The organism is Phycisphaerae bacterium (genome assembly GCA_017999985.1).
Lineage (GTDB): Bacteria > Planctomycetota > Phycisphaerae > UBA1845 > Fen-1342 > JAGNKU01.
The window spans coordinates 1-22,310 of sequence record JAGNKU010000015.1; the positions used below are offsets into that span (position 1 = coordinate 1).

Sequence of the window (22,310 nt, forward strand, 5' to 3'; positions counted from 1 at the left end):
CGTTGGCCCAGATGGTGCCGCAGACGGTGAAGGGCGTGCCCAGCGTGTAGGGCAGGGTTTCGAAGGCGTACGGCGTCGAGTTGCAGCCGCCGTTCGGATCCGGATCCTGGTCGCACGTGGAGTTCTCGAGATAGGAGCCGGCCGGACAGGGTGGCAACGTGCAGGGTTCGCACCCCGCGGTCGTCACGGTGACCTTGTAATCTTCCGCGCAGCGGATGCCGGAGAACGTCGCCGGCGCGACCACCGCGTAGTACGTGCCCGGAGGCACGCAGCGACTGGTCAGCGTGGTGAGCACACACTTGGTGCCGGAGACCGGGGCGGCTACATCCCGCGAGCCGTCGCAGTCATTGGCGCCGGCCGGGCCTTCGCGGATCAGGAAGATGACCGGGTCGAACTCGGCCTCGACGGCCACGCTGATGGTCACCGGCGAGGCGCCGCCGACCGTGAAGCGGTACCAGTCCATGTCACGCGTGTTGTCGAACGTCGCGACCTCGCCGTAGACGGTCGTGCCGATGGTGATCGGTGAGAAGAGCGGCGTATCGAGATTGCAGCCGCCGTTGAAGACGTCGGGCGCGCAATCATCGGGCTCGTTCTCGAGCACGGCGCCCGGCGGGACGACCACGGTGCAGCAGCCGCCGGTCGGCCACGGAGCGCAAGTGGTGCCGGGGCCGGCCCAGTAGGGGTCCCCGGCGCGGAGCGTGTCGCAGATGATCGGCAGGGAGTTGGTGCTCAACAGCGTGACGAAGGCGTTGATGTCGCCGAAGGACGGGAAGGTGTTGTCCCCGTTGATGTCGCCGTTCTGCGGATCGCAGCCGGGGTACGTCACGACCCAGACGGGGTTGTTCGATAGATACAGCACGAACGGGTTGATGTCCGCGAAGCTGACCTGCCCGTCGCAGTTGAGGTCGCCGTAGCAGATCGGCGGAGCGGTCTGTTCGCACTCGGCGAAGATAACCTCCTGGCAGTTTCCGTCGTCGTAGCAGCAGGCCCCAAGCGCCAGACCACACGCAGGGCTGAACTGCGAGCAGGTGCCATTCTGGATGAAGCGGCCGCCGATGGCTTCGCAGTACTGCAGGGAAGAGTTGTTCAGGCACTCGGCCGTACGGTCATCGCAGCAGGCGCCCACGATCTTCTCGCCGAAGCAGTACTCGAGGTCGCACTTGTCGGTGACCGCCGGGCCCGGGATGGTGCCGCCGACTTCGAACCACTGATAAAACTTGTTGTCGCCCTCGGGTGAGCCCTGCCACAGGTGGTAGCAGCCCGGGGTACCGTCGCCGCAGATCGAGAACCAGCCGGTCGTGAGGTTCACGGGGGTGGTCAGGACCGCGGTGAATTCCCAGAGGATCGCGGGGACCGTCGCAAAGGTCACGGTCTGGCCCGTGTCTACGGCTGCGGCGGTCAACACTTCCGTGTAGAACGGGGCGGCGGTATTCGGCGCACCGGCGTTGTCGGTGTAGAACCGGATGCGGAACAGGTGCTGCGGCTTGGTGCAGCCGTTCGTGGCGTCGTCCACGTACACACCGCGCCACGTAATGATGCCGACCGGCTTGTTGATCGTCACACCCGGCGGCGGGAAGTTCTCGCAGCGGACGCGCTGGCACTGGGCTCCACTGCAGAACTGCAGGTCGGTGTAGAAATACCATTGGGTGCCGGCGCACCCACCGGCGTCCTGGCCGCAGAGCGATCCGGCGGGGCAGTCCTCGCCGGCGCGATCGGCCAGCACGCTGCCCTCGAGGAGGGGCACGCCCAGCGCGTCAATGTCGTCGGCCACGAAGCCGAGAGCGCCAGCGCCGGGCGTTGTGGACGGGTGCAGCGCGGCCGCGCCGGCCTCGGCCGCTTCGACGTTGCTGATCACGGCCTCTTGCCCCAGCGCCAAGCTGCTGGCCAAGAGCAAGGTACACAATAGACCTAGCTTCTTCATGACTGACTTGCCTCCTTCGATTTGGGTGCTCTCGACAGGGCGGCGTACAGATGCCGCCCTCAACTCCGGCCCGCCCGGAACATTCCGTGCGCTGACATGAGCCAGAGTGCGAGCCGAGGCCCGCCTGAGCTGGTTTCCTCGCGGCCTGGGGAAGGTCGGTCTGGTAAGAAGTGTCCCCAGGACGCCTAAGTATACCACGGCAAGTCGTCGCGGGACAAGGCGCGAGCACCCCCGGAGCTCCGAAAGCGGTCTTGGACAGGGCCGGCGGAGGCAGGCAGGCGTGGTTGTTGGAGCTCAAGGGCTCCCGGCGGGCCGCAGGTTACCACGGCCCACCGGGGGCCACTGTTTATCGGAATACGCGTTCAGCCGGATCGGTGGTGGCGGTACCGACCAACCGACGGCCGCTCCCGCGGATTAATTCACGCAGGTCGAGACGATCTTCCAGCGGTTGTAACCTTTCGCACACGGGTAGTAGTCGGTCGTCAACGTCCCGAACTGGTCGACGATCGTGATGCGGCCGTAGACGGTCGTGCCCTGCGGGTAGGTCGTCGTGCTCGACATGATCATGTTCGGGCACTGCGTCGTCAGTCCGAGGGTCGTGATGGCGTCCATTCCGGCGACCGGGTTGCCGCCGAGGTAATCGGTGCAACTCGCATAGACCTCGACGTGCGCGATGAACTCCGCCGTCACCGTCAGGCGGAAGCGTTTGGCGGTGGCGTTGGTTTGCGTGATCTGGAACCAGTCGGGGTCGAAGTAACCGAGACCGTCGATCTCCTTGGCGTACACCCGCCCGCAGTACGTGCCGCCGCACGCGAACGTCATGTAATGCGGGGCCGGCCCGTCGGGGTCGTCGCAACCGGCGTTGGTGTCATAGTCGGTTACGTCGTCGCACGGATCGTCCAGGTCGGTGCCGACGCATGAGAACGAGCATGGCGAGCAACTGCCATACTCGGTCAGCGCCAGGTAATAGTACTTGCCGATCGGGGCCAGGCCGGTCGGATAGATCCGGAGCCAGTAAGTGCCGGCGGGGTAGCAGCGGACCGTGAAGATGCCGCTGTCGGTACAAGGAGGCACATCCGCGCCTTCGACCGGACCCGCGGCGCAATTGTTCGCCGGCCAGATTTCCCAGGTCGCGGCGAAGTCGGCGTACAGGTAGACCTTGAAGCGCTGCGACGTGGCCACTGTGAACTGGTACCAGTCGTAGTCCTTCTTCAGGTCCTCACCCTCGAACCAGGTTCCGGACTGGCTGACCCATCCGTTGGCGGAGCCGAAGCCGAGCGTCAGGCGCGGCCCCGGCGGGCTGGCGGCATCGCAGCCGCTGTTGTAGGTGTCGTTGTATCCCGGGCCGAGGGCCTCAGCCGCCTCGGCGAAGCCGTGCGGCTTGGTGCTTGGGTCGCACGTGACCAGGCTCACATTGAACGTGATCTGATAGTCGGTGCCCAGGTCCACCGTGCCCATCGGGCAGGGATAGGCATACCAGACCGGCCCGTCGGCGTCCTCCGGCATGACCAGGAACCAGTACGTGCCGGGCTGATAGTACAGCGTGGCATCCCAGGTTCCGTGCACGCACGGCGTGTACAGAGTGTCGGTCCAGATGTACGTGTCATCGCAGCTCGGCGGCGGGCCGAAGTTACCGCCGCCCAGGTCGTCAAACAGCATGGTCGCGCGGATGGGGATCTCGGTATCCACTTCCCACGTGACCTGTGCCTGCGAGGTCAGGTTGAGCGAGTACCAGTCCAGATCGCGCGTGCCGTCCACCGACCACAGGCTGCCGCACACGGTGAACGGCGTATCGGGCTCGTAGGCCAGGGGCTCGAAGAGCGACGGCGTCTCATTGCAGCCGCCGTTCGTGTCGGTGACCGTGGTGTCCTCGTTGCACACGCCGGGCGTGCCGAAGACCGTGCCTTCGACATACGCCCCGGCCGGGCAGGCGGGCAGCGTGCAGGGCTCGCACGGCGCGGTGTTCACCGTGACCTTGTAGTCGGAGTAGCAGCGCACGCCCTCGAACGTCGCGGGTGCGACAATCGCGTAGTACGTGCCGGCCGGCAGGCACCGGCTGACCAGTTGCGCCTGGACACAGCGGGTGCCGGCGAGCGGCACGGCCACGCTGCGTGATCCGGTGCAGTCGCCCAGGCCGCCGGGGCCCTCGCGCCGCAGGAACAGGACCGGATCGAACTCCGCCTCGGCGGTGATCGTGATGGTGGCCGGCGTGGAGATCGCGAACCGGTACCAGTCCATGTCACGGGTGTTGTCGAACGTACCGGATTCGCCGTAGACGGTTTGGCCAACGGTAATCGGCGAGAACAGCGGCAGGGTCAGATTGCAACCGCCGTTGAAGACGTCGTCGGCGCAGTCTTCGGGTTCGTTCTCGAGCACCGCGCCGGGCGGCACGGGGACGGTGCAGCACGGGCCGGTGGGGAACGCGTCGCAGGTGGTGCCCCAGCCTGCCCAGTAGTCGCCGGTCACGCGCGCCTGCGAGCAGATGATCGGCAGTGAGTTTGTGCTCAGCAGCGTGACGAAGGCGTTGATGTCGCCGAAGGATGGGAAGCTGTTGTCCCCGTTGATATCGCCGTTCTCCGGATCGCAGCCGGCATAGGTCGTGAGCCACACGTTGTAGTTGGACAGATAGAGCACGAACGGGTTGATGTCCGCGAAGCTGACCTGGCCGTCGCAGTTCAGGTCGCCGTAGCAGGGCGGCTGCGGGCCCGTGCCTTCGCAGTCGGCGAAGGTCGTCAGCGCGCAGTTGCCGTCGTCGCTGCAGCAGGCGCCGAGTGCCTGGCCGCACGGCGGTGTGAGCTGGCCGCAGGTGCCCTGGTACAGGAAGCGGCCGCCGATGGCATTGCAGTAGAACTCGTTCGAGTTGTTGAGGCACTCGGGGATGCGGTCGTCGCAGCAGGCGCCGACCTTCAGCTCGCCCATGCAGTACTGGATGTCGGGCGTCTGCAGGGAGCCGGCGGTCGGAGCATTCTCCCAGTAGCGCCAACAGTTGCCGTCGCCTTCGTCGGACGGGCCGAGCAGCAGATAGCACTGTCCGCCGGGCGCAATGGATGCGACCGAGAACCAGCCGCTCGCGAGCGTGCACGGCGGGTTGAGGACGACGGTGAACTCGTACTCGTCGGCGAGGACGTTGCCGCCGAAGTTGAGCTGGCCAAAGTGCGTGGCCTGGATCGGTACGAGGTTCGTGTAGGTGCACACGGGGCTGGTGACGTTGGGGGCCCCGCCGACGTTGGCGTAGAACTTGACCTCGAACAGGTGCGGCTTGGTGCAGCCGTCACTGGTGCTGTCATTGAGGTAGGTGCCATGCCAGCTCAGGATGCCGACGGGTGTCGTGAGCGGGGCCTGGCCCGGCGGGGGAAAACTCTCGCAGATGATGCGGCCGGATCCGTACTGGTTGATCAGGGTACGATCGCTGTATTGCCAGGTGTTGGCGGCGGTCGCGCGGTTCTGGCCGCACAGCGAGCCGGCCGGACACTCGTCCCCGGCCCGCGCGCGGGCGTCGTAAGCGACCGGCCCGGCCGGCGGGATCACGGCGTCGTCGGATTGCCCATAGACACGAGGCGCGCTGGTCTGGTCCGTGGTGGCGGTGGCGGCGTGGGGGCTCGTGAGGCCGCGGTCGCTCCGCGCCGGTTCCTGCGCCAAAGCCACGGTCGCCACGAGGACCAAACTACACAATAATCCTAGCTTTCTCATGCTGTTCTGCCTCCTTCGACTGGGCCGCCCGTGGAATGGCGGTTCCCGTTTTGCGCGCGCAACCCCAGCCGGCCCGGGACAATTCGGGCACAACGAAAGACCGGAACCGCGAGCGCGAGCTCGCCGATGCAAGAGACCCCGGGGTCTGGCAGGACCGCTGGCAGCGGGGGAATGCCCCCGGGCATCACGTAAGTATATCGCTGCCGGACAAGGCGCAGAAAGGCCCCGAATTGTCTGTTTTTGTAGGCGGAATTGCAGCCCTGCAGCGCGCGTCCTACTCGGTGACAGCGCGCAGCGGCAGGGTGGTCGTGCGGGGCGGTGCGACGACCGACTCGATACGCCCAAAGAGGGTCAGGGCCGAGACCGCCAGCACGCGCACGTTGACGAGCGCGCCGATGTGCGCGGCGTCGCCGGCGAAGACCGCAATCAGATCCTGCGGCGTGCGTCCGACGAGCTGATCGCTGCCCGCAAGGGCGGCTTCGCTGCCGCGGGCCTGCTCGGAATCGGGCAACGGATTAGCGTGGTCATCGCCGCCGCGGGGCCGGCGGGCCATCTTGCTGTAGCCCTCGACGAGCACTTCGACGGTCTGGCCGATCAGGGCTTGCTTGTGCCGGAGACTGACCGCGCTCTGCACCTCGAGAAGCTCATTGTTGCGCCGGGCCTTGACGTCGACGGGCACAGCGTCGACCTGGCTGCGGTCGGCGGCGGTGCCGGGGCGCGGGGAGTACTTGAACACGAAAATGCTCTTGTACTCGACCCGCCGCACGAGCGCGATGGTGGCCTGGAAGTCGGACTCGGTCTCGCCGGGGAAGCCGACGATGAAGTCGCCGGCGAGCGCGATGTGGGGGACGTATTCGCGCGCCCGGTCCATCAGCCGGAGGTATTCGGCCGTGGTGTAGCCGCGCTTCATGGCCTTGAGGATCCGGTCCGATCCGCTCTGGGCCGGGATGTGGAGGTAGGGGCAGATCCGGGGGCAGTCGCGCATGGCACGGAAGATGTCGTCATCCCAGTCGGCGGGGAAGCTGGTGACGAAGCGGAGGCGGTCAAGACCGGGCAGGTCGTGAACGCGCCGGAGGAGTTCGGCGAAGTGGATGGGGCGGCCGTTTTCCTGGTGCACGTACGAATTCACAGTTTGCCCGAGAAGGGTGATCTCGCGGCAGCCGCGCTCGATCAGGGTCTGAGCCTCGGCGACGATGTTGGCGGCGGGGCGGCTGCGCTCCGGGCCACGCGTGAAGGGCACGACGCAGTAGGTGCAGAACTTGTCGCAGCCGCGCTGGACGCGGACGTACGCCTGCCAGGGTGTCTGCCCGGCGCCCGGGCCACGGGCGAGGTCGAGGGCCTCCAGGCTGTCGTCCTCTAGGGCCCGCGCCAAGACGTCGGTGCGCCGGGACTGCGAGCCGGCCAGAGCGGCGACGCGGGCGTGGCCGTCCCAGACCTCGCGGAGCAGGTCGGGCAGGCGGTGGAGCTCGCCGGGGCCGCAGAGCAGGTCGAGGTGCGGGACGCTGACGAAGAGCGCCTGCTTCTGCCGCTCCGCCATGCAGCCGATAACGCCCACGACGGTCTCGGGCCGGCGGCGTTTGAGGCTCTTAAGCCGGCCCAGACGGGAGAGGACCTTGTCCTCCGCGTGTTGTCGGACGCTGCAGGTGTTGAAGAGGACCACGTCGGCCTCAGAGGCGGAGGCGACGGGGCGCAGGCCGAGCGCGCGGAGCTGCCCCGCCACGAGTTCGCTGTCCAGGACGTTCATCTGGCAGCCGAAGGTTTCGAGGTAGTACGTGGCGGGTCGGGGGTCGGGCACGGGTCAGGTTCCAGTTGGGCTAGTGCGGCTTGGGCCAGGCCGCGCACATCGTCAGGTACATCCGGGCGCCGCAACAGCTCCGCATACACCTCGCGGGCCGCATCGGCGCGTCCCAGGCGCTCGAGCGCCATTCCCGCATAGTATAGGGCCCGCGCCCGCACCAGGGGGTCGGGGTCGTGTTCGGCGAGGCTGAGCAGACCGGACGCCGCCTCAGCGGGTTGGCCCTGCGCGGCGAGGCAGCGCCCGCGGAGGAGCTGCCAGGGACCGTCGGCCCCCCGCAAGACGTACGGGAGGGCGCGCTCGATCAGGCGGGCGGCGCGTGGCGCGTCGCTGGCGTCAAACGCGGCTTGGGCGGCACGGAGCACCACCGAATCGGACCCGAGCTGCGGTGGCGGTTCGGCCGGCGGCGCCGCGCCGGGCTCGGTCGCGGCGGGCGGCAGAATGCCCAGGGTCCGTGGCCGGGTGGGCTGGGTGCCGGCGGGCTGGGGAGCGTGGCGGGTCGGGGGCAGGAGGCCGGGAGGAAGCGGGTCCGCCTCGTCACAGAGCAGGAGTTCCAGCAACAGGGTCCGCAAGGCGGTGGTGACCGGCGCCGGCTGGTGTACCCGCAGGGCTGCCTCGATCTTGTCGCGGGCCCGACGGTTGGCGTCGGAGCCCGGCTCGGCGGGCATCGGAGGCGGCGCGGACGGGGGACCGTCGGTCAGCAGGCCGATATACACGGCGATGGCGTGGTCGTAGCGGTCGGTTCGCCCGGTCGCGGCCAGGAGGCGAAGGCGTATGAGGGCACGGAGCCAGGGCTGTTCGGCTTGGACGAGGGCTTGCTCGTAGCGCGGCAGGGCGGCGGACCAGTCGCCGCCGGCGACGGCCTGTTCGGCGGCATTGAGGTCCGGCTGTCCGTCGATGGCGAACCACTCGACCTGGCCGAGGGGCTTGCGGAGCACCTGCCCCGAGACCCCGCGGAAGACGAGGCGTTCGCCGCGAAAATCCATGATTGAGACGTTGCGGAACGGAGGCTTGCCGATAAGCTGCACGGTGTCGGCGGGCGCGAGGCGCGACGCGGCCGCGAGTAGCAACAAAATTGATTCTGTCAGATGCCGGACACTCACACCGATAGTATATTTCAGTAGGGGGCGTCGGTGGTTCCGCGATTGCGGAAAAGGCGGCCCCCCAGGTGGTTGCATCCGCCGGCGTCAGGCGGTAAAAATTGCGCTCGGCACGGACGCCGATGTTGCCGAGCGAGGGAAGGCTCATGAGTGCCGACAAGCGAAACACGTCTGTCGTAATCGCGTTGATCGCATCGATGACCGTCGGGGCCGTCGTGCTGCGCGCGCTTGAGCCGGGCCAGTTGAACTTCGAAGGCAGCGCGTTGCTGATGGCGGAGCGCGGGACGCGCGTCGACGAAGTGCAGATCGAGTACGTCGCGCCTGGCGACGAGGGCAAGTCGCCGGCGGTCGGCACGGACGAGAGCCTGTGGCAGATCGACGCCAACGGCGTGGTCTACCCGGAGCCGCTGCAGAGCCGTGTGCGCCTGGTGGTCAAGGGCGAGTCGGCGGCGAGCGGCCCGGGCAAGGAGCAGAAGAAGAAGATCATCTCGGTGCTGGGCAGCATCAGCCAGGCGAGCAATGTGGACGTGGTGCCGGTCCGGCTGCTGGCCGACTCGCAGGCGGGGGAGCTGCGCGAGCTTCTGGAGCGCAAGGGGATCATCCGGTAGAGTATCGCGAGCGGAGTGCTGGCTCTGCGGTGACGGACCCGGGGCGCGCCGGGTGCCGGCAGGTGTGCTGGGCGCGCCTGAGACACATCGCGTTCCGCCGATATAGTCTGGAGCGATGCCGACACGCACGATTCCCATCCTGCCGGGCTACGAGGTGATCAGCCGCATCGGGCGCGGAGCCGGCGCGGTGATCAGCCTCGCCCGCGATGCGGAGCGCGGGCGGCAGGTCGCGGTGAAGCACATCATCCGCCGCACGCCGGAGGACGACCGCTTCATCGCCCAGGCAGAGAACGAATGGGCGGTGGCGCAGGGGCTGGACCACCCGTACCTGCGGAAATGTTACGACATTCTGCGTGTGCGGCGCTGGCTGCGGACCCGCGAGCTGGTGCTCGTGATGGAGTACGTCGACGGCGAGCGCCTGGAGGATGACTGCCCGCAGGAGCTGCCGCGGATCCTCGACATCTTCATGCGGGTGGCCGAGGGGCTGCACGCGCTGCACCTGCACGGCTACGCCCACGCGGATATTAAGCCGAACAACATCCTCCTGACCCGCGACGGCGGGGTGAAGATCATCGACTTCGGCCAGAGCTGTCCCCTGGGCCACACCAAGGAACGCGTCCAGGGCACACCGGACTACATCGCCCCGGAGCAGGTCTACCGCACGGCGATCGATCAGCGGACCGACGTATACAATCTAGGGGCCACGATGTACTGGGTCGTGACGGGTAAGTGGTTTCGCACGCTCGTCACGGTGGCACCCCCGACGGCCATGCGGATCGCGCTGGAGTCGCAGCGCGGCAACGCGCCGCCGCACGAGTTGAACCCGCGCATTCCGCTGCCGCTCTCGCGGCTGATCCTCGAGTGCTGCGAGACGGGCAAGGAGCGCCGGCCGCGCGACATGCGCGAGGTTCTGTCGCGGCTGGAAGTCGTGCAGCACCTGCTCGCCCTCGACGACGGCGAGCGGCGGGCGTCGGGCGACGGGCAGTCGCGCCGTTGACAGGTGGCCGTACGGGCCTGAACTTGAGGGTACGGCGCAGTGCCGGGCGGCGTAGAGGAACGCGTGAGCACGACGACGGAAGCACGGACGGCCTGTGACACCCTGCACGAAGCCGCGCGCCTGAATCGCGAGGACCCGAACCGCACGGGCTCGCTGCTGAGCTTCGGCGGTGCTGGGCAGCTCGTGATGACGGGGGACATGCACGGCCACCTGCGCAACTTCGAGAAGCTGCAGCGCTTCTGCGCGCTGCGGCGCAGCCCCGCCCGCGCCGTCGTGCTGCACGAGCTGATTCACACCGAGCCGGAGCCGCCCGGCGCGCCCGACACGTCGATCGATCTGCTGGTGCGCGCGGCGGCGTGGAAATGCGAGTTCCCCGACAACGTGTTCTTCCTGCAGTCGAACCACGAGCTGTCGCAACTCTGCGGGCACGAGATCACCAAGGGCGGGCGCTGCGTGCTGGCGGACTTCGAGCGCGGCGTCGAATTCCGCTACCGGGCCGGAGCGGCGGACGTGCTGGCCGCGGTCAACGACTACATTGCCTCGCTGCCCCTGGCCGCCCGACTGGCCAACGGCATCTTCCTGTCGCACAGCCTGCCCGACGGCTTCTACGCGGAGCACTTCGACCTGACGGTGTTCGACCGCGAGCCGACAGCGGCGGACATGGCGCCGGGCGGGGCCGCGTACGCGCTGGTCTGGGGCCGCTTCCAGACGGCGGAGATCGTCGAGCAGTTCGCCCGGCGGCTGCGCGCGGAACTGTTCATCATCGGCCACACGCCGCAGGAGATGGGCTACGCGCGGACTGGGCGGTTGTTCGTGCTGGCGAGCGAACACGCCCACGGCGTGTTTCTGCCGATCGACCTGGCGCGGACCTATACGGCGGACGAGCTGGAGCGGAATATCCGGAAGTTCGTGAGCATACCGTAGGGGGAGGGAGCGAGAGGGGAAGAGGAAACCGGGAACAGAGACTAGGGAACGGGGAACAGGGAACAGGGAACAGGAAACAGCCGACGGGCAATGGGGAGCAGCGCGAAACGGCGCCGGAGGTCCGTCGGCGGCCCTATAATGGGGCAATCGTGTTTCCGCCGAGCCGGGCGGTGCGTGTGGAGGACGGGCATGCGGGCGATCGTCGCGCGACCGCGCGGGTTCTGTGCCGGAGTGGAGCGCGCGATCCGCGCCGTGGAGCTGGCGCTGGAGATGTACGGGCCGCCAGTCTATGTGCGCAAGGAAATCGTGCACAACTACCACGTGGTGCAACGGCTGCGGGCCATGGGGGCGACGTTCGTGGACGAGCTGGACGAGGTGCCGTGCGGGGCGGTGACGATCCTCTCGGCGCACGGCTCACCGCCGGAGGTGTACGCGGAGGCCGGGCGGCGCCGCCTGCGGCTGATTGACGCGACGTGCCCGCTGGTACGCAAGGTGCACGTGGAGGTGCGGCGGTACGTGAAGCGTGGCTACCGGATCGTGTTGATCGGACACGCGGGCCACGACGAAGTCATCGGCACCACGGGCCAGGCGCGCGAGGCGACGATCCTGGTCGAGCACCTCGCCGACGTGGAGCGGCTGCAACTGAGCCCGGACGAGCGCGGGATCATCCTGACGCAGACCACGCTCAGCCAGGACGACACGCGCGAGATCGTTGCCTCGCTGCAGCGGCGTTTTCCGCACCTGGAGCTGCCGCCCACGGATGACATCTGCTACGCGACGCAGAACCGACAGTCGGCGGTCAAGGCGCTCAGTGACCGCATCGATTTGCTGCTGGTGGTCGGGTCGCAGAACTCGTCGAACTCGCGGCGGCTGACGGAGGTGGCCCGGGCACGCGGCATTGCTTCGCACCTCGTCGACGGTCCGGACCAGATCGACCCGGCCTGGCTGCGGGGCGTGCAGTGCATCGGCGTCACGTCCGGCGCGAGCGCGCCGGAGGACATCGTGCAGGGCGTGCTGGCGTACCTGCGGGCTCAGGGTGTGGACCCAATCGACGAAGTCGACGCACCGGACGAAGGGGTAACGTTCACTCTGCCGAAGCTCACACCGCTGACGGCGGCCGGTGAGCCGGTAGAGTGATGCGGCTCAGGTTCGGGTGGGAGCCGGGAGCAGGTCGGCGACCAGTGTAAGCAAAGCGGACACGCGAAAGGGTTTGCGCAAGACCTGTGTGGCGCCCAGGCCGGCGGCGTTCGCCAGGAACAGCGCGTTGTCGGCGCCGCTGATCGCCAGCACCTTGATGTTGGGGTTCTGCCGCCGCACGTGCATGATCATCTCGAGCCCGTCGCTTTCGGGCATGAGAACGTCGGTGATGACCAAGTCGAACGGCGTGGCGTGCATGGCCCGGATCGCCTCGGCGCCATTGGTTGCCTCGCAGACGTCATAGCCAGCCTGCTGCAACGCAATCCGCATGACCTGACGGATCGCGTCGTCGTCGTCGGCAATCAGAATGCTGCGCCGCATGGGGGCTACCCTTCCATCAATCTGAAAAGAGTATCGGCAGATCATGGGGAGTTCTGCCGGCGGGCGGTCGTAAACCGGCCGCGGGGCTGCGGGTCGGTGACGACCGCATCCGGAATCGCGCACGAGGCCTATTCGAACAGCCGCGGTTGGCGCGGATCGTCCGCTGTGCTGCGGAACTCGCCGTCGGCGACTTGGGTTACGAGGCGAGTTCCCCTGCGGACGGCGTTGATGGATTGGATGATCTGGCGCGTGCGCGCATCGCGCGTGATGCTGTAGCCGCGTTGCAGGAGTTTCTGCGGCGCGCAGGCTGAAATCGCTTGCAAGCGTGCCTGCAGCAGTTGACGGTGGTGGGCCAGTGCGGTGCGTACCGCCGTCCGAATACGAGCGGCGCCCTGCGCCAGATGGTCGCCGCCGCGCGCGACGCGCGCGGCCGGGTTAAGCTGGTCCACGCGTGTCTGGCAACGGGTGAGGCGGCGCTCGGCAGTGAACGCGCGTTCGCGGAGTGCCCGCCAGGCGGCGTGTTCACGCTGCGCGAGCGCGGCAGCGGCGCGGGCGAACCGGGCGCCGGTGCCGAAGCGCAGGAGCGCCAGCTCGAGCGCGGTGAAGCGCTGCCGCTGGCAATGGGCGGTGGCGGCGAGCGCAATGCGCAGGCGGTGCTGAAACTCGTCCAGCAGTTGGCCGCGTTGTCGGAGGGCGCTCAGCGGGCGGGCGAGGCTAGTGGTCGAGGTGAGGCGGTCGAGTTCGGCACGGGCGACGGTGAGCCGGTGGCTCAGGGTGCGCGTCGCGCGGGCGGCTGCCTGCGTCAAAACTGTGACCAACTCGGCCACGGTCGGTGCGATCAGCTCAGCCGCCGCCGTGGGCGTGGCGGCGCGGACGTCGGCGACGAGGTCGCTGATGCTCACGTCTACTTCGTGCCCGACGGCGCTGACGATGGGGATGCGGCTGGCGGCGATGGCGCGGGCGACGACTTCTTCATTGAACGCCCAGAGGTCCTCGAGCGAACCCCCGCCGCGGCCCACGATCATGACGTCGATTCCGCCGAGCGCGTCGGCGTGCTGGTTCAGCGCGCGAATCGCGGCGGCGATCTCGTCCGCGGCGCCGTCGCCCTGGACGCGGACCGGAAAGACCAGGATGTCGAGCAGGGGGAAGCGGCGGGCAAGCGTCTGGAGGATGTCACGGATGGCAGCGCCGGTCGGGCTGGTGACGAGCGCGATGCGCTCAGGGATGCGCGGCAGGGGCTTCTTGCGACGCGCGTCGAAGAGGCCCTCACGCTCCAGCCGCTCGCGGAGCTGGCGGAAGGCGAGCTCGAGCGCGCCGACGCCGCACGGCTCCAAGCGGCGGACGACCAATTGGTACGTGCCGCGCTGGGCATAGACTTCTACCCCGCCGGTGGCGATGACTTCCAGGCCGTCTTCGGGCTCGAACTTCAGACGCGCGGCGGTGCTCCGCCACATGACGCAGCGCAGCTCGCTGGTGGGGTCTTTCAGCGTGAAATAGACATGGCCGCTGGCGGGGCGCGAGAAGTTGCTGATCTCGCCCAGAACGTGCAGCGTCGGCGGCAGGTGCTGAGCGAGGGCCCCGCGGATCAGCTCGGTTACCTGCCGGACGCTGAGCGTGCCGGTGTCCGAAGGGGACGCGTCGCCGGGCTGGGCAGGCCGGCGGATGCGGGCGGGATCGAAGAACGGGCGCTCGGGCACGTCGCGGCTCCGTGTGGGAACTGCGTGAAGTATGGGCGCGCGGCGTGGAAAAGGAAACGGGCCGCACCGTGTGGGTAGTGGTGCAGCCCGGAAGAATACTTGCCTGGTTGAGCGCCTAGCGCTTCGAGAACTGGAACCGCCGGCGGGCCTTGCGCTGGCCGGGCTTCTTGCGTTCGACGCGGCGGGAGTCGCGGGTGAGATACCCGGCCTCGCGGAGTGTCGGCTCGAACTGGGTATAGGCCTTCAGCAGCGCGCGGGCGATGCCGAGGCGAATGGCACCGGCCTGGCCGCTGTGGCCGCCGCCATGCACGTTCACGCGGACGTCCCAGTGCCGGCGGACGCCGGTGAGCTCGAGGGGCGCCGCGGTGTCGCTGCGGTCCTGGGGTTCGGTGAAGTAGGCTTCGAGGTCACGGTTATTGATGATGAGTTTGCCGCTGCCGGGCATGAGGCGGACGCGGGCGACGGCGGACTTGCGGCGGCCGGTGCCAAGGTGCACGCCGGCGCGGGGCGCAGCACCCAGGTCGGCGGGCTCAGCGGCGGTGGGCGGCTGGGTGGCGGGCTGGTCCGGGGCCACGGGCGGGGTGCTCTCGGGGGTCGCGGGTATCGGTTTCGGTTCGGAGTCCGTCACGGTGGTCGCTCCTGGAGGCTAGAGGGGCAGCGGCTGCGGTTGCTGGGCCTGGTGCGTGTGCTTGTCGCCGACGTACAGCTTGAGCTTGCTGAGCATGTGGCGGGCGAGGGCGTTCTTGGGCAGCATGCGGCGGACGGCTTCGCGGAGCACGCGCTCGGGGTGCCGCTCAAGCATGGTCTGCATGGTCGTTTCTTTGAGGCCGCCGGGGTGGCCGCTGTAGCGGTGGTAGACGACCTGCTCTTTCTTGCGGAGGCCGTTGACCTTGACGTCGCCGGCGTTGAGGACGATGACGAAGTCGCCGGTGTCGATGTGCGGCGTGTAGGTGGGCTTATGCTTGCCCATCAGCACGGTCGCGATGCGGGCGGCGAGGCGTCCGAGGACCTGGCCACGGGCGTCCACGACGTACCAGTCCTTCTGCAGTTCGCCGGTCTTGGCCTGATAACACTTGTTCGCAGTCTTCATAAACGCTTCTCACAGCCGGGCTAAGCCCCGGGGTCAAAGTCAGAATCTCGCAGTATACGGATTCTCGGGGCGGCGTCAAGCGGCGCCGGCGTTGGTTCCGCGGCCGGCCGCCGGGGCAACTGGGGCCGCGCAGCGCACGGGGGACGACGCACGCGTGGTGGTCGTCCCCCGGTTCGCACACGGCTCCCGGAACTGGGTCCGGACTCGGCTAGTCGCCGCCGCTGCTCAGCAGAAGCACGAACGGGTTGATGTCGGCGAACGACGGGAAGTTGCCGTCGTTGTTGATGTCGCCGGCGACCGCGGGGCAGCCGGGATAGGCGGCCTCCCAGGTTGCGAAGTTCGAGAGGTACAGGACGAACGGGTTGATGTCGCCGAAGTTGATGACGCCATCGCAGTTCAGGTCGCCGACGGGCGAAGCGAGTCGTAGAACGACGCCGGTCGTGCCAAAGGGCGTGCCGGTGTCGTTGGCCAGGGCGTAGATTTCACCGCTGGCATCCTGCCCGAAGCCCAGGAGCGAGCGGCCGAAGGGCGCGGCCGGGATGAGCTGGAATTCCTTGATCTCGTTGCCGGCGTCGAGGTAGAAAAGCCGGCCGTCGTTGCTGAACGTCTGGGCGAAGTCACCGAAGACGTACTTGCCGACGAGTTGCGGGTAGCGGCTGCCGCGGTAGACGAAGCCGCCGATGATCGCCCGGCCGTCGTCGTGGTCGTACTCGGCGATGGGGTCGCTCAGGCCGGCGGGCACGTCGAGCGGGACATCGGTGACGTAGCCGCCCTGGTCGCCGTTGAAGACGAAGTAGAACGAGCCTTCCTTGGCGCGCCAGCCATAGTTGCCGCCCTTGACGACTAGGCTGATTTCTTCGAGCGCGTTCTGGCCGACGTCGGCGCAGTACAGGTCGCCGGTCGCCGCGTCGAACGAGTAGCGCCAGGGATTACGCAGGCCATAGGCCCAGATTTCATCGATGCCGGCGCTGCCGACGAACGGGTTGTCGGCCGGGACGCCGTACTGGCCGTTGGCGGAGTTGTTGCCGAGCGGGTCGATGCGCAGGACCTTGCCGAGGATCGCGTCGAGATTCTGCCCATTGCCGCCGCAGCCGTGGCCGATGATCGGGGCGCCGAGGAAGTTCTGACCGTCGCGGTCATCGGCGCCGCCGCCATCGCCCGTGGAAATGTAGAGCCGGCCGTCGGGGCCGAATTCGAGTCCGCCGCCGTTGTGATTGAACTGGGGCTTGTCGATGCGGAGCAGCTCGCGGCGGGTGGTGGTGTCGACGACGGCGTCGGGGTCGGCGGGATTGAGTACTTGCCACTCGGCGACGACGCTCTGGCAGTTGGGCGTGGAGGCCGGCGGCATGGTGGAGAAGTCCGCGGGGCCGCTGACGGGCTCGGAGGTGAAGGTGTACAGCAGTCCGGTGGTGGCGTAGTCGGGGTGGAAGGCGATGCTTAGGAGGCCGCGCTCATCGAAGGTGTTGGGGCCGAAGACCCCGAGCGCGACGAGTCGCGCGCTGACGTCGAGGAAGACCGATTTTACGCCGGTGGCGAGGTTGACGTTCCAAACGACGCCGTTTTGATCGCTGACGTAGAGCCGGCCCGCGATGCCGGGGGCCGCGGTGCCCCAGTTCGGCGCGGTCAGCCCGGTGGCGGCGGGCACGAGGCGCGCGTAGAGGTCGCCGGCGGGGCTGGGATCGAGGACTGGGTTGAGGAGCGCGGTCGGCATCACCTGTCCGCGGATCTCGCCGCCCGGGAAATTCGTGGTGTGGACGTTTACGTACCAACGGCCGGCGAGGACATCGGCGGCCTGGGTGGGGGTGAGAGCGGCCGAGCCGACGATGGGGCTGCCGGTGGGGAGGGTGATCTGTACGCCGGCGTTGCTGCAGGGCAGGGCGGCGCCGTGGAAATGCGCGGCGGTCTGCGCGCTGCTGAGGCTGTTGAAGGTGATGTTCCAACTGAAGAGGTTGGTGCCCAGATCGAGCGTGGCCGTGCCGCTGCCGCTGGCGAGCGTGTTGACCGGGGTGGGGCCTTCCTGGTGGCCGTCGAGCGTGATCGTGAAGGTCTGGAGCGCGTCCGACTGGACGGTGATGAGGCCCGTCATGCCGAACGCACAATGCGGCAGGCAGAAGTACGGGATGGACGGCACGCCGGTCGGCACCACGTAGTCGAAGGTCGGGTGCGCGGCGTCGAGCGGGGCGTCGAAGAACGGCGTGTTGTGCGTGCAGCCCGTGCCCGAGGTCACCGTGTGGATGCCGTTGACCCACACCCAGTGAATCGTGTCGCCGGGTGCCACGGTGAGATTGGCAGGCGAGAACGACGTGCCCGAGGCGGTGACATTCCAGGTGGTGGCGCTGGCGGTCGCGCTGATTGCCAGCGCGAGCATCAGCGCGAGGATGAACGGGCCGTGAGAGGTGAAACGTGTGCGCATCGCCGACTCCTTTTCAGACGTCTGAACCGTGTGCGCGGCCTGTTTCGGCCCGCTGCCGAAGACGCGCGCTGCAAAGCTTCGGACGTACGCCGGGGTACAGGCCGGCGCCAGGGAAGCCGGACAACGGGGCCGCCGATACTGCGCCGGAACGCGCGGCGACGCGCAGAGGCCGGTGCGGAGGCACACTGTCCACGTTGGTCGGAGGCGCCCGCCTCCGGCTCGGTCCGAACAGTGACTAAATGTGCGCAGGCGGGGGGTCGATTGCGGAAAAGTGATTTTCGCGGCGCGGAATTGTCGCAGTCGCGGGCGGGGCCAAGTCGGCCAGCGTCTGGCGCAGGAGCTGGCGCGTGCGGTGAACGTGACTCATCGCGGTTCCGGGGGGGATTCTGAGCCGACGTGCGATTTCGGCGTATGCGAGGCCCTCAACGGTCCGCAACAGCAGGCACGCGCGGGCGGGCGCGGGCACACGGGCCAGCGCGGCCAGCACGCGGTCGTCGAAGTGCGGCTGGTTGGGCGCAAGCCTGTCGCCGGTGAGGCACGCGGGCGCCGCGGGCTGCGTCACGGGCGTCGCGGCGGCGACGGCGAGCGGGACGGTCTTCCGGCGGCGGCGAGCGCGGGAATGGTTCAGTGCGACATAGTGAACGATCCGGGCCATCCACGCGTAGAAGCAACTGCCGGTCCTGAATTCCTTGAGCTTGCCCAGGGCTATCAGGGCCGCTTCCTGCACGACGTCTTCGGCCAAGGTGGCGTCCTGGACGATGCCGAGCGCCATCGACTGGAGCGAGCGGCAGGACGACTTGAAGAGCGCCCCGAACTCTGGCGCGCGTAATTCGTCACCGGCGGGGCTGAGCCGACCCGCCGGCTGGCGTACGGAACGCACATGAGGGCCCGACACCATCTCGTGTCATTATAGACGGGTTCGGCGCCCGGGCCCGGGCTGCGCCGCGCGGGGCAAAAAGAACACCGCCCGGATCAGGGGACCCGGGCGGTGCATGTTGCCGTACTAATTAGTCGCTGCAGGCGCGGATTAGCTCCGGCGACGAGCGAAGAAGAGGCCGGCCAGCGCGAGCAGCGCGAGCGAGCCGGGCTCGGGCATGTAGGTGACGCCGAGCGTGTAGGTGCCGGCGTTGCTGCCGGGCGTGATGGCGTCGATCGTGGCGCCGAACGTCGTGTTGTAGCCGGCGGTCACGATCGTGTAGCTGCCGGCCGCGAGGGTCAGGCCGTGCAGGCCGGGCGCGAGATCCGGAGCGGCCAGGGGATCGGCCGCGCCGTAGCTGAGCTCGCTGAACAGGCCGGGGCCTTCGTCATCGCTGGTGGCGACGAGGTTGCCCAGGCCGTCATACAGCGCCATCTCGGTGTCGGTCATGCCGCCGGTGCCGCCGCCGACCATGCTGATGTTCAGGTAATCGAGGGGCCCGTTGACGCCGGCGAAATTGAACGTGAAGAAATCGAGACCGCCCGCGACGTGCGAGCCGGGCGTGTTGACGGTGACGCCATCGCCGATCAGCGTGCCGAGGTTGCCGCCGCCATTCTGCACGGCGCCCTTTTCGCCGAACTCATAGGTCACGGTGTCCCAAATCGAATCGGGTGAATTGGCGGCGTCGTCATAGCTCTCGAACCACTCCAGATTGACGGTCCCGCCACTGGTGAGCGCGAAGGGCGTGACGCTGACCACGGTCGGGCCGATCGCGAGCGTACCGGTGTAAGAGGTGACAGTCGTGGCCTGGAAATTGAATGCAGTGAAGCTCTGGCCAGCGCCGGGCATGAAGCGAACACGCGCCTCGCTCGCATACGTGCCGCTCGCGACCTTGGTCAGCGCACCGGTGACGCGGATGGCGTTGACGTTTCCGCCGCCAGTTGCGACCCACGATCCGAGCACGTTGTCCGGGTCACCTTGGACGTCCATCGAATTGATATTCGTGAACGAAGCCGCGCCGAACACCGTGAAAGGTATTGTGCTGGCGGCGGCTGTTGCCGCGAACATCGCGGCGGCCACAATTACTAGGGTCCATTTCATCAGTAACTCCTCCTCCGGGCAAAGCGCACCGCCGGGCTACGCCGCCCGAGCGTTTATTGCGCACACCATTTACGTGCAGGCGACGGCGAGCAGGGCGCGACATGCATCATTGCGGGCTCGGATCGTCGCGGAGCGCCCGCGCACGTGGCGCAAGATCGCCGATACTCCGTGCTGGAGGTGCCGATCGCGCTAGCAGGGCATACAACAAGTCTGACGTGCCACAACCAGTTCAACCCCGCGATGCGTTCGCAACCTCCTCCTCTATGACCCCAAGTCTATTGCCCCGGTGGAGATGTGTCAACGAAAAACCCGGGCGCTTGTCGCGATCGAGCGCGGCGCTGGTCGGCGCCTGGATCTGGCTGCCAAAGCTGCTGTTATGGGACTACTGGCGCCGGGCGTCCGCGGTCCAGCCGCACGCGGAGCCGCCCGTGGCGAGCGGCTCCGCGCGCGTGAAAGACAGGATCGGCTGCCGGCTTCTGCTACGGACAGACGATCGGCAGCGGGTTGTTGCTCAGCAGCGCTACGAACGGGTTGATGTCATCGAACGCCACGGCCCCCGAGCCGTTGATGTCGCCGTTGCCATTGGGGCAACCGGGGAACGTCGTCGCGTATGCCGATGGGTTGCTCAGCCGCAGCACGAAGGCGTTGATGTCGCCGAACGAGACCTGGCCGTCGCAATTCAGGTCGCCGGCGCAGCTCGGCCGCGTGACGAACGCCCAGAAACCGCCCGTCAATTCGAAGCTGCCGCCACTGAGGATGACGGCGCCGGCGTCGGGCTGGCCGATGGTTCCGGACAGCTCGAAACCGCCGTTGGTGGCGAACATGTCGCCGCCGCCATCGACCGTGAACCAGCTCAGGTCATACGTGTCCGCCAGGGTCGCGGCCGGACCGAACAGGCCGGCTGCGAGGACGACGGCGGTGAGGATTACGTTGCGCTTCATCGCTTACTCCTCCGCCGCGTTGGCGCTGCCGTGCGCGGGGTAGAGGCTCAGCTCCGCAGGCTGGTCGTACAGCTCGGGGTGCAGGTACTTGCCGCGTTCGGCGGCCGACTTCTGCTCCTCGACCTGGATGCGGTTCTGCTCGGCATACGGATCGTGCCGGATGCCGGTGACCTGCCAGGAGACCTTGAGGCCCGGCTGGCCGCCGGCGATGCGGAACGTGTTGTCCAGGATTTCCTCGGCGACGTACACCGGCGCGAAACCGCCGATGCAGGTGAGCTGGTAGCGGAATTCCTGGTTGAGCGCCTCGAACCACTCGGGCATCTGGACGACGGCTTCGCCCTGGTCATCGAGCGTGACGTTGCCGTTGTAGATGTTCATCATGTCGGGGCTTTCGACGAACGAGTGGAGCAGGTACTTGTTGGCGGGATCGAGCGGGTGGTCGATCTTGAACGCGCCGCCGTTCTTGGAAAGCGTGCCGTTCACGTGGACGCGGCCGTTGAAGTAGCCCGCGTAGCCGGTGCTGTTGCTGCCGCCGTTGCTGCCATAAATGCCGTAGCCGCCGCCGGTGGACTGGCCGTAGACGCCGGTGCCGAGGTTGTCGTAGCCGGCCACGCCGGCCGCGCCGGCCGCGCTGGACGAGCCGCGGACACCCTCGCCGCCGGTCGTGTTGTTGTGGCCGTAGACGCCGTAGCCGTTGCTGGCGCCGGACACGCCTTCGACGCCGGCAGTCGTCCCGCTGCCGTAGACGCCGACGCTGGAGGCGGCGGTCGTCGTGCCCGTGATGGCGTCGCCATCAGCCGTAGTCACGTCGAGTCTGGCATCCGGTGTGTTGTCGCCGATGCCGACGTTGCCTTCGTCGGTGACGATCAGCCGGTCGCCGCCGGCGTAGACGATCCAGTCGCCGGTCGCGCCGTCGAGGTACGTCCAGGCGACCTCCGCCCCACCGGCGCTGTAACCGTAGAACGGCTGACCGCCGGCGCCATCCGTGCGGATATACATGCCGCCGTAGCCGCTGTTCACCGGGGCTTGGACGCCGAAATACTCGGCGCCCGTGACCGTCGTCGACCGGTTGATGCCGACGAAGCCGGTGGTGGTGTTATAGGTGTTGCTGCCGCTCTTGGACCACAGGCCGCTGCCGGGTGCGTTGAGGGCGTAGGCGGCGTACGGCGTGGCCGTCAGCTTCTGGCGGGGGGCGAGGTTTGTGTACGCGCCGGCGCCGGCCGGGTAGCGGACCGAGATCGCCAGCCAGCGGGCGTTGCCGTCGAAGACGGTGCTGCCGAAGTCGAGCGTGGCCGTGAACAGGCCACCGACGACGGCGACGGGCGCCGGGTTGCCGCTCGCGCCGTCAAACGTGAGCGTCGAGCCCACCTGGTTGCCGAAACTGGCGGCATCCCACAACGTGAAGATCATGTCGACGGGGCCGGTGACGGAATTGCCGCTCAGGCGCAACTCGCCTTGGTAGGTGAACTCTGTCCCCGCCGGTGCGGCATGAACAACGGGCGCCAGTGCGGCGCCAAGTGCGACCAGACCGATTACTACGACGCGTTTCGCGCGCATCATCTCTTCTCCCATTGGCACGGCGTCAGCGCTGCCGTCCCG

At 68.0% G+C, this 22,310-nt stretch carries 17 protein-coding genes; 4 read left to right on the forward strand and 13 right to left on the reverse strand.

Features of this window, described 5'->3' with window-relative positions:
- From KA383_16835 to KA383_16850, 4 genes are all read right to left on the reverse strand, one after another.
- Positions 1-1,921: hypothetical protein (locus KA383_16835; GenBank protein MBP7747784.1), on the reverse strand; the 1,921-nt coding region annotated here is incomplete at its 3' end.
- 414 nt (positions 1,922-2,335) lie between these two features.
- The gene (locus tag KA383_16840) at positions 2,336-5,611 is read right to left on the reverse strand and encodes a hypothetical protein (protein ID MBP7747785.1); all 3,276 of its coding nucleotides are present in this window, start codon (positions 5,609-5,611) and stop codon (positions 2,336-2,338) included.
- Between the two features lie 274 nt (positions 5,612-5,885).
- Positions 5,886-7,406, reverse strand: coding sequence for a tRNA (N6-isopentenyl adenosine(37)-C2)-methylthiotransferase MiaB (gene miaB, locus KA383_16845; GenBank protein ID MBP7747786.1), 1,521 nt, complete (start codon positions 7,404-7,406; stop codon positions 5,886-5,888).
- A complete protein-coding gene (locus KA383_16850) occupies positions 7,352-8,476 on the reverse strand; it encodes a hypothetical protein (protein MBP7747787.1) in 1,125 nt (374 codons plus the stop codon). The genes miaB and KA383_16850 overlap by 55 nt, the downstream gene beginning before the upstream one ends.
- A gap of 176 nt (positions 8,477-8,652) precedes the next feature.
- Between KA383_16850 and KA383_16855 the strand changes: the two genes are divergently transcribed.
- The 4 genes from KA383_16855 (at position 8,653) to ispH (ending at position 12,172) form a co-directional block, all read left to right on the forward strand.
- Positions 8,653-9,114, forward strand: coding sequence for a hypothetical protein (locus KA383_16855; GenBank protein MBP7747788.1), 462 nt, complete (start codon positions 8,653-8,655; stop codon positions 9,112-9,114).
- A gap of 115 nt (positions 9,115-9,229) precedes the next feature.
- Positions 9,230-10,111 carry a serine/threonine protein kinase gene (locus KA383_16860; GenBank protein ID MBP7747789.1) on the forward strand — a complete coding sequence of 294 codons (882 nt, stop codon included), beginning with the start codon at positions 9,230-9,232 and terminating at the stop codon, positions 10,109-10,111.
- Between the two features lie 63 nt (positions 10,112-10,174).
- Positions 10,175-11,035 (forward strand): hypothetical protein, encoded by an 861-nt coding sequence (locus KA383_16865; GenBank protein ID MBP7747790.1) that lies wholly within the window; start codon positions 10,175-10,177, stop codon positions 11,033-11,035.
- Positions 11,036-11,224: 189 nt separating this feature from the next.
- Positions 11,225-12,172, forward strand: coding sequence for a 4-hydroxy-3-methylbut-2-enyl diphosphate reductase (ispH, locus tag KA383_16870; protein ID MBP7747791.1), 948 nt, complete (start codon positions 11,225-11,227; stop codon positions 12,170-12,172).
- A 6-nt stretch (positions 12,173-12,178) separates the two neighbouring features.
- Here the strand turns inward: ispH and KA383_16875 are convergent, their stop codons facing one another.
- The 9 genes from KA383_16875 to KA383_16915 form a co-directional block, all read right to left on the reverse strand.
- The gene (locus tag KA383_16875) at positions 12,179-12,553 is read right to left on the reverse strand and encodes a response regulator (GenBank protein MBP7747792.1); all 375 of its coding nucleotides are present in this window, start codon (positions 12,551-12,553) and stop codon (positions 12,179-12,181) included.
- Positions 12,554-12,681: 128 nt separating this feature from the next.
- Positions 12,682-14,217: an exodeoxyribonuclease VII large subunit gene (gene xseA, locus KA383_16880; protein ID MBP7747793.1), complete on the reverse strand. Its 1,536-nt coding sequence runs from the start codon at positions 14,215-14,217 to the stop codon at positions 12,682-12,684.
- Between the two features lie 148 nt (positions 14,218-14,365).
- On the reverse strand, positions 14,366-14,695 hold the full coding sequence (gene rpsI, locus KA383_16885) for a 30S ribosomal protein S9 (GenBank protein ID MBP7747794.1): 330 nt from the start codon (positions 14,693-14,695) through the stop codon (positions 14,366-14,368).
- A gap of 201 nt (positions 14,696-14,896) precedes the next feature.
- Positions 14,897-15,340 carry a 50S ribosomal protein L13 gene (gene rplM, locus KA383_16890; protein ID MBP7747795.1) on the reverse strand — a complete coding sequence of 148 codons (444 nt, stop codon included), beginning with the start codon at positions 15,338-15,340 and terminating at the stop codon, positions 14,897-14,899.
- A 208-nt stretch (positions 15,341-15,548) separates the two neighbouring features.
- Positions 15,549-17,753 carry a PQQ-dependent sugar dehydrogenase gene (locus tag KA383_16895; protein ID MBP7747796.1) on the reverse strand — a complete coding sequence of 735 codons (2,205 nt, stop codon included), beginning with the start codon at positions 17,751-17,753 and terminating at the stop codon, positions 15,549-15,551.
- 235 nt (positions 17,754-17,988) lie between these two features.
- Positions 17,989-18,633 (reverse strand): RNA polymerase sigma factor, encoded by a 645-nt coding sequence (locus KA383_16900; protein ID MBP7747797.1) that lies wholly within the window; start codon positions 18,631-18,633, stop codon positions 17,989-17,991.
- 147 nt (positions 18,634-18,780) lie between these two features.
- Entirely contained in the window at positions 18,781-19,770 is a 990-nt protein-coding gene (locus KA383_16905; GenBank protein ID MBP7747798.1) for a PEP-CTERM sorting domain-containing protein, read from the reverse strand.
- A gap of 479 nt (positions 19,771-20,249) precedes the next feature.
- Positions 20,250-20,711 (reverse strand): hypothetical protein, encoded by a 462-nt coding sequence (locus KA383_16910; GenBank protein ID MBP7747799.1) that lies wholly within the window; start codon positions 20,709-20,711, stop codon positions 20,250-20,252.
- A 3-nt stretch (positions 20,712-20,714) separates the two neighbouring features.
- Entirely contained in the window at positions 20,715-22,271 is a 1,557-nt protein-coding gene (locus tag KA383_16915; protein ID MBP7747800.1) for a hypothetical protein, read from the reverse strand.
- Positions 22,272-22,310: the final 39 nt, after the last annotated feature.

What these genes read in the sequence shown, in the direction of transcription:
- KA383_16840 (MBP7747785.1), bottom strand. Translation starts at nt 5,611, where the DNA reads ATGAGAAAGCTAGGATTATTGTGTAGTTTGGTCCTCGTGGCGACCGTG.
- KA383_16855 (MBP7747788.1), top strand. Translation starts at nt 8,653, where the DNA reads ATGAGTGCCGACAAGCGAAACACGTCTGTCGTAATCGCGTTGATCGCA.
- KA383_16860 (MBP7747789.1), top strand. Translation starts at nt 9,230, where the DNA reads ATGCCGACACGCACGATTCCCATCCTGCCGGGCTACGAGGTGATCAGC.
- ispH (MBP7747791.1), top strand. Translation starts at nt 11,225, where the DNA reads ATGCGGGCGATCGTCGCGCGACCGCGCGGGTTCTGTGCCGGAGTGGAG.
- KA383_16875 (MBP7747792.1), bottom strand. Translation starts at nt 12,553, where the DNA reads ATGCGGCGCAGCATTCTGATTGCCGACGACGACGACGCGATCCGTCAG.
- rpsI (MBP7747794.1), bottom strand. Translation starts at nt 14,695, where the DNA reads ATGCCCGGCAGCGGCAAACTCATCATCAATAACCGTGACCTCGAAGCC.
- rplM (MBP7747795.1), bottom strand. Translation starts at nt 15,340, where the DNA reads ATGAAGACTGCGAACAAGTGTTATCAGGCCAAGACCGGCGAACTGCAG.
- KA383_16895 (MBP7747796.1), bottom strand. Translation starts at nt 17,753, where the DNA reads ATGCGCACACGTTTCACCTCTCACGGCCCGTTCATCCTCGCGCTGATG.
- KA383_16905 (MBP7747798.1), bottom strand. Translation starts at nt 19,770, where the DNA reads ATGAAATGGACCCTAGTAATTGTGGCCGCCGCGATGTTCGCGGCAACA.
- KA383_16910 (MBP7747799.1), bottom strand. Translation starts at nt 20,711, where the DNA reads ATGAAGCGCAACGTAATCCTCACCGCCGTCGTCCTCGCAGCCGGCCTG.
- KA383_16915 (MBP7747800.1), bottom strand. Translation starts at nt 22,271, where the DNA reads ATGATGCGCGCGAAACGCGTCGTAGTAATCGGTCTGGTCGCACTTGGC.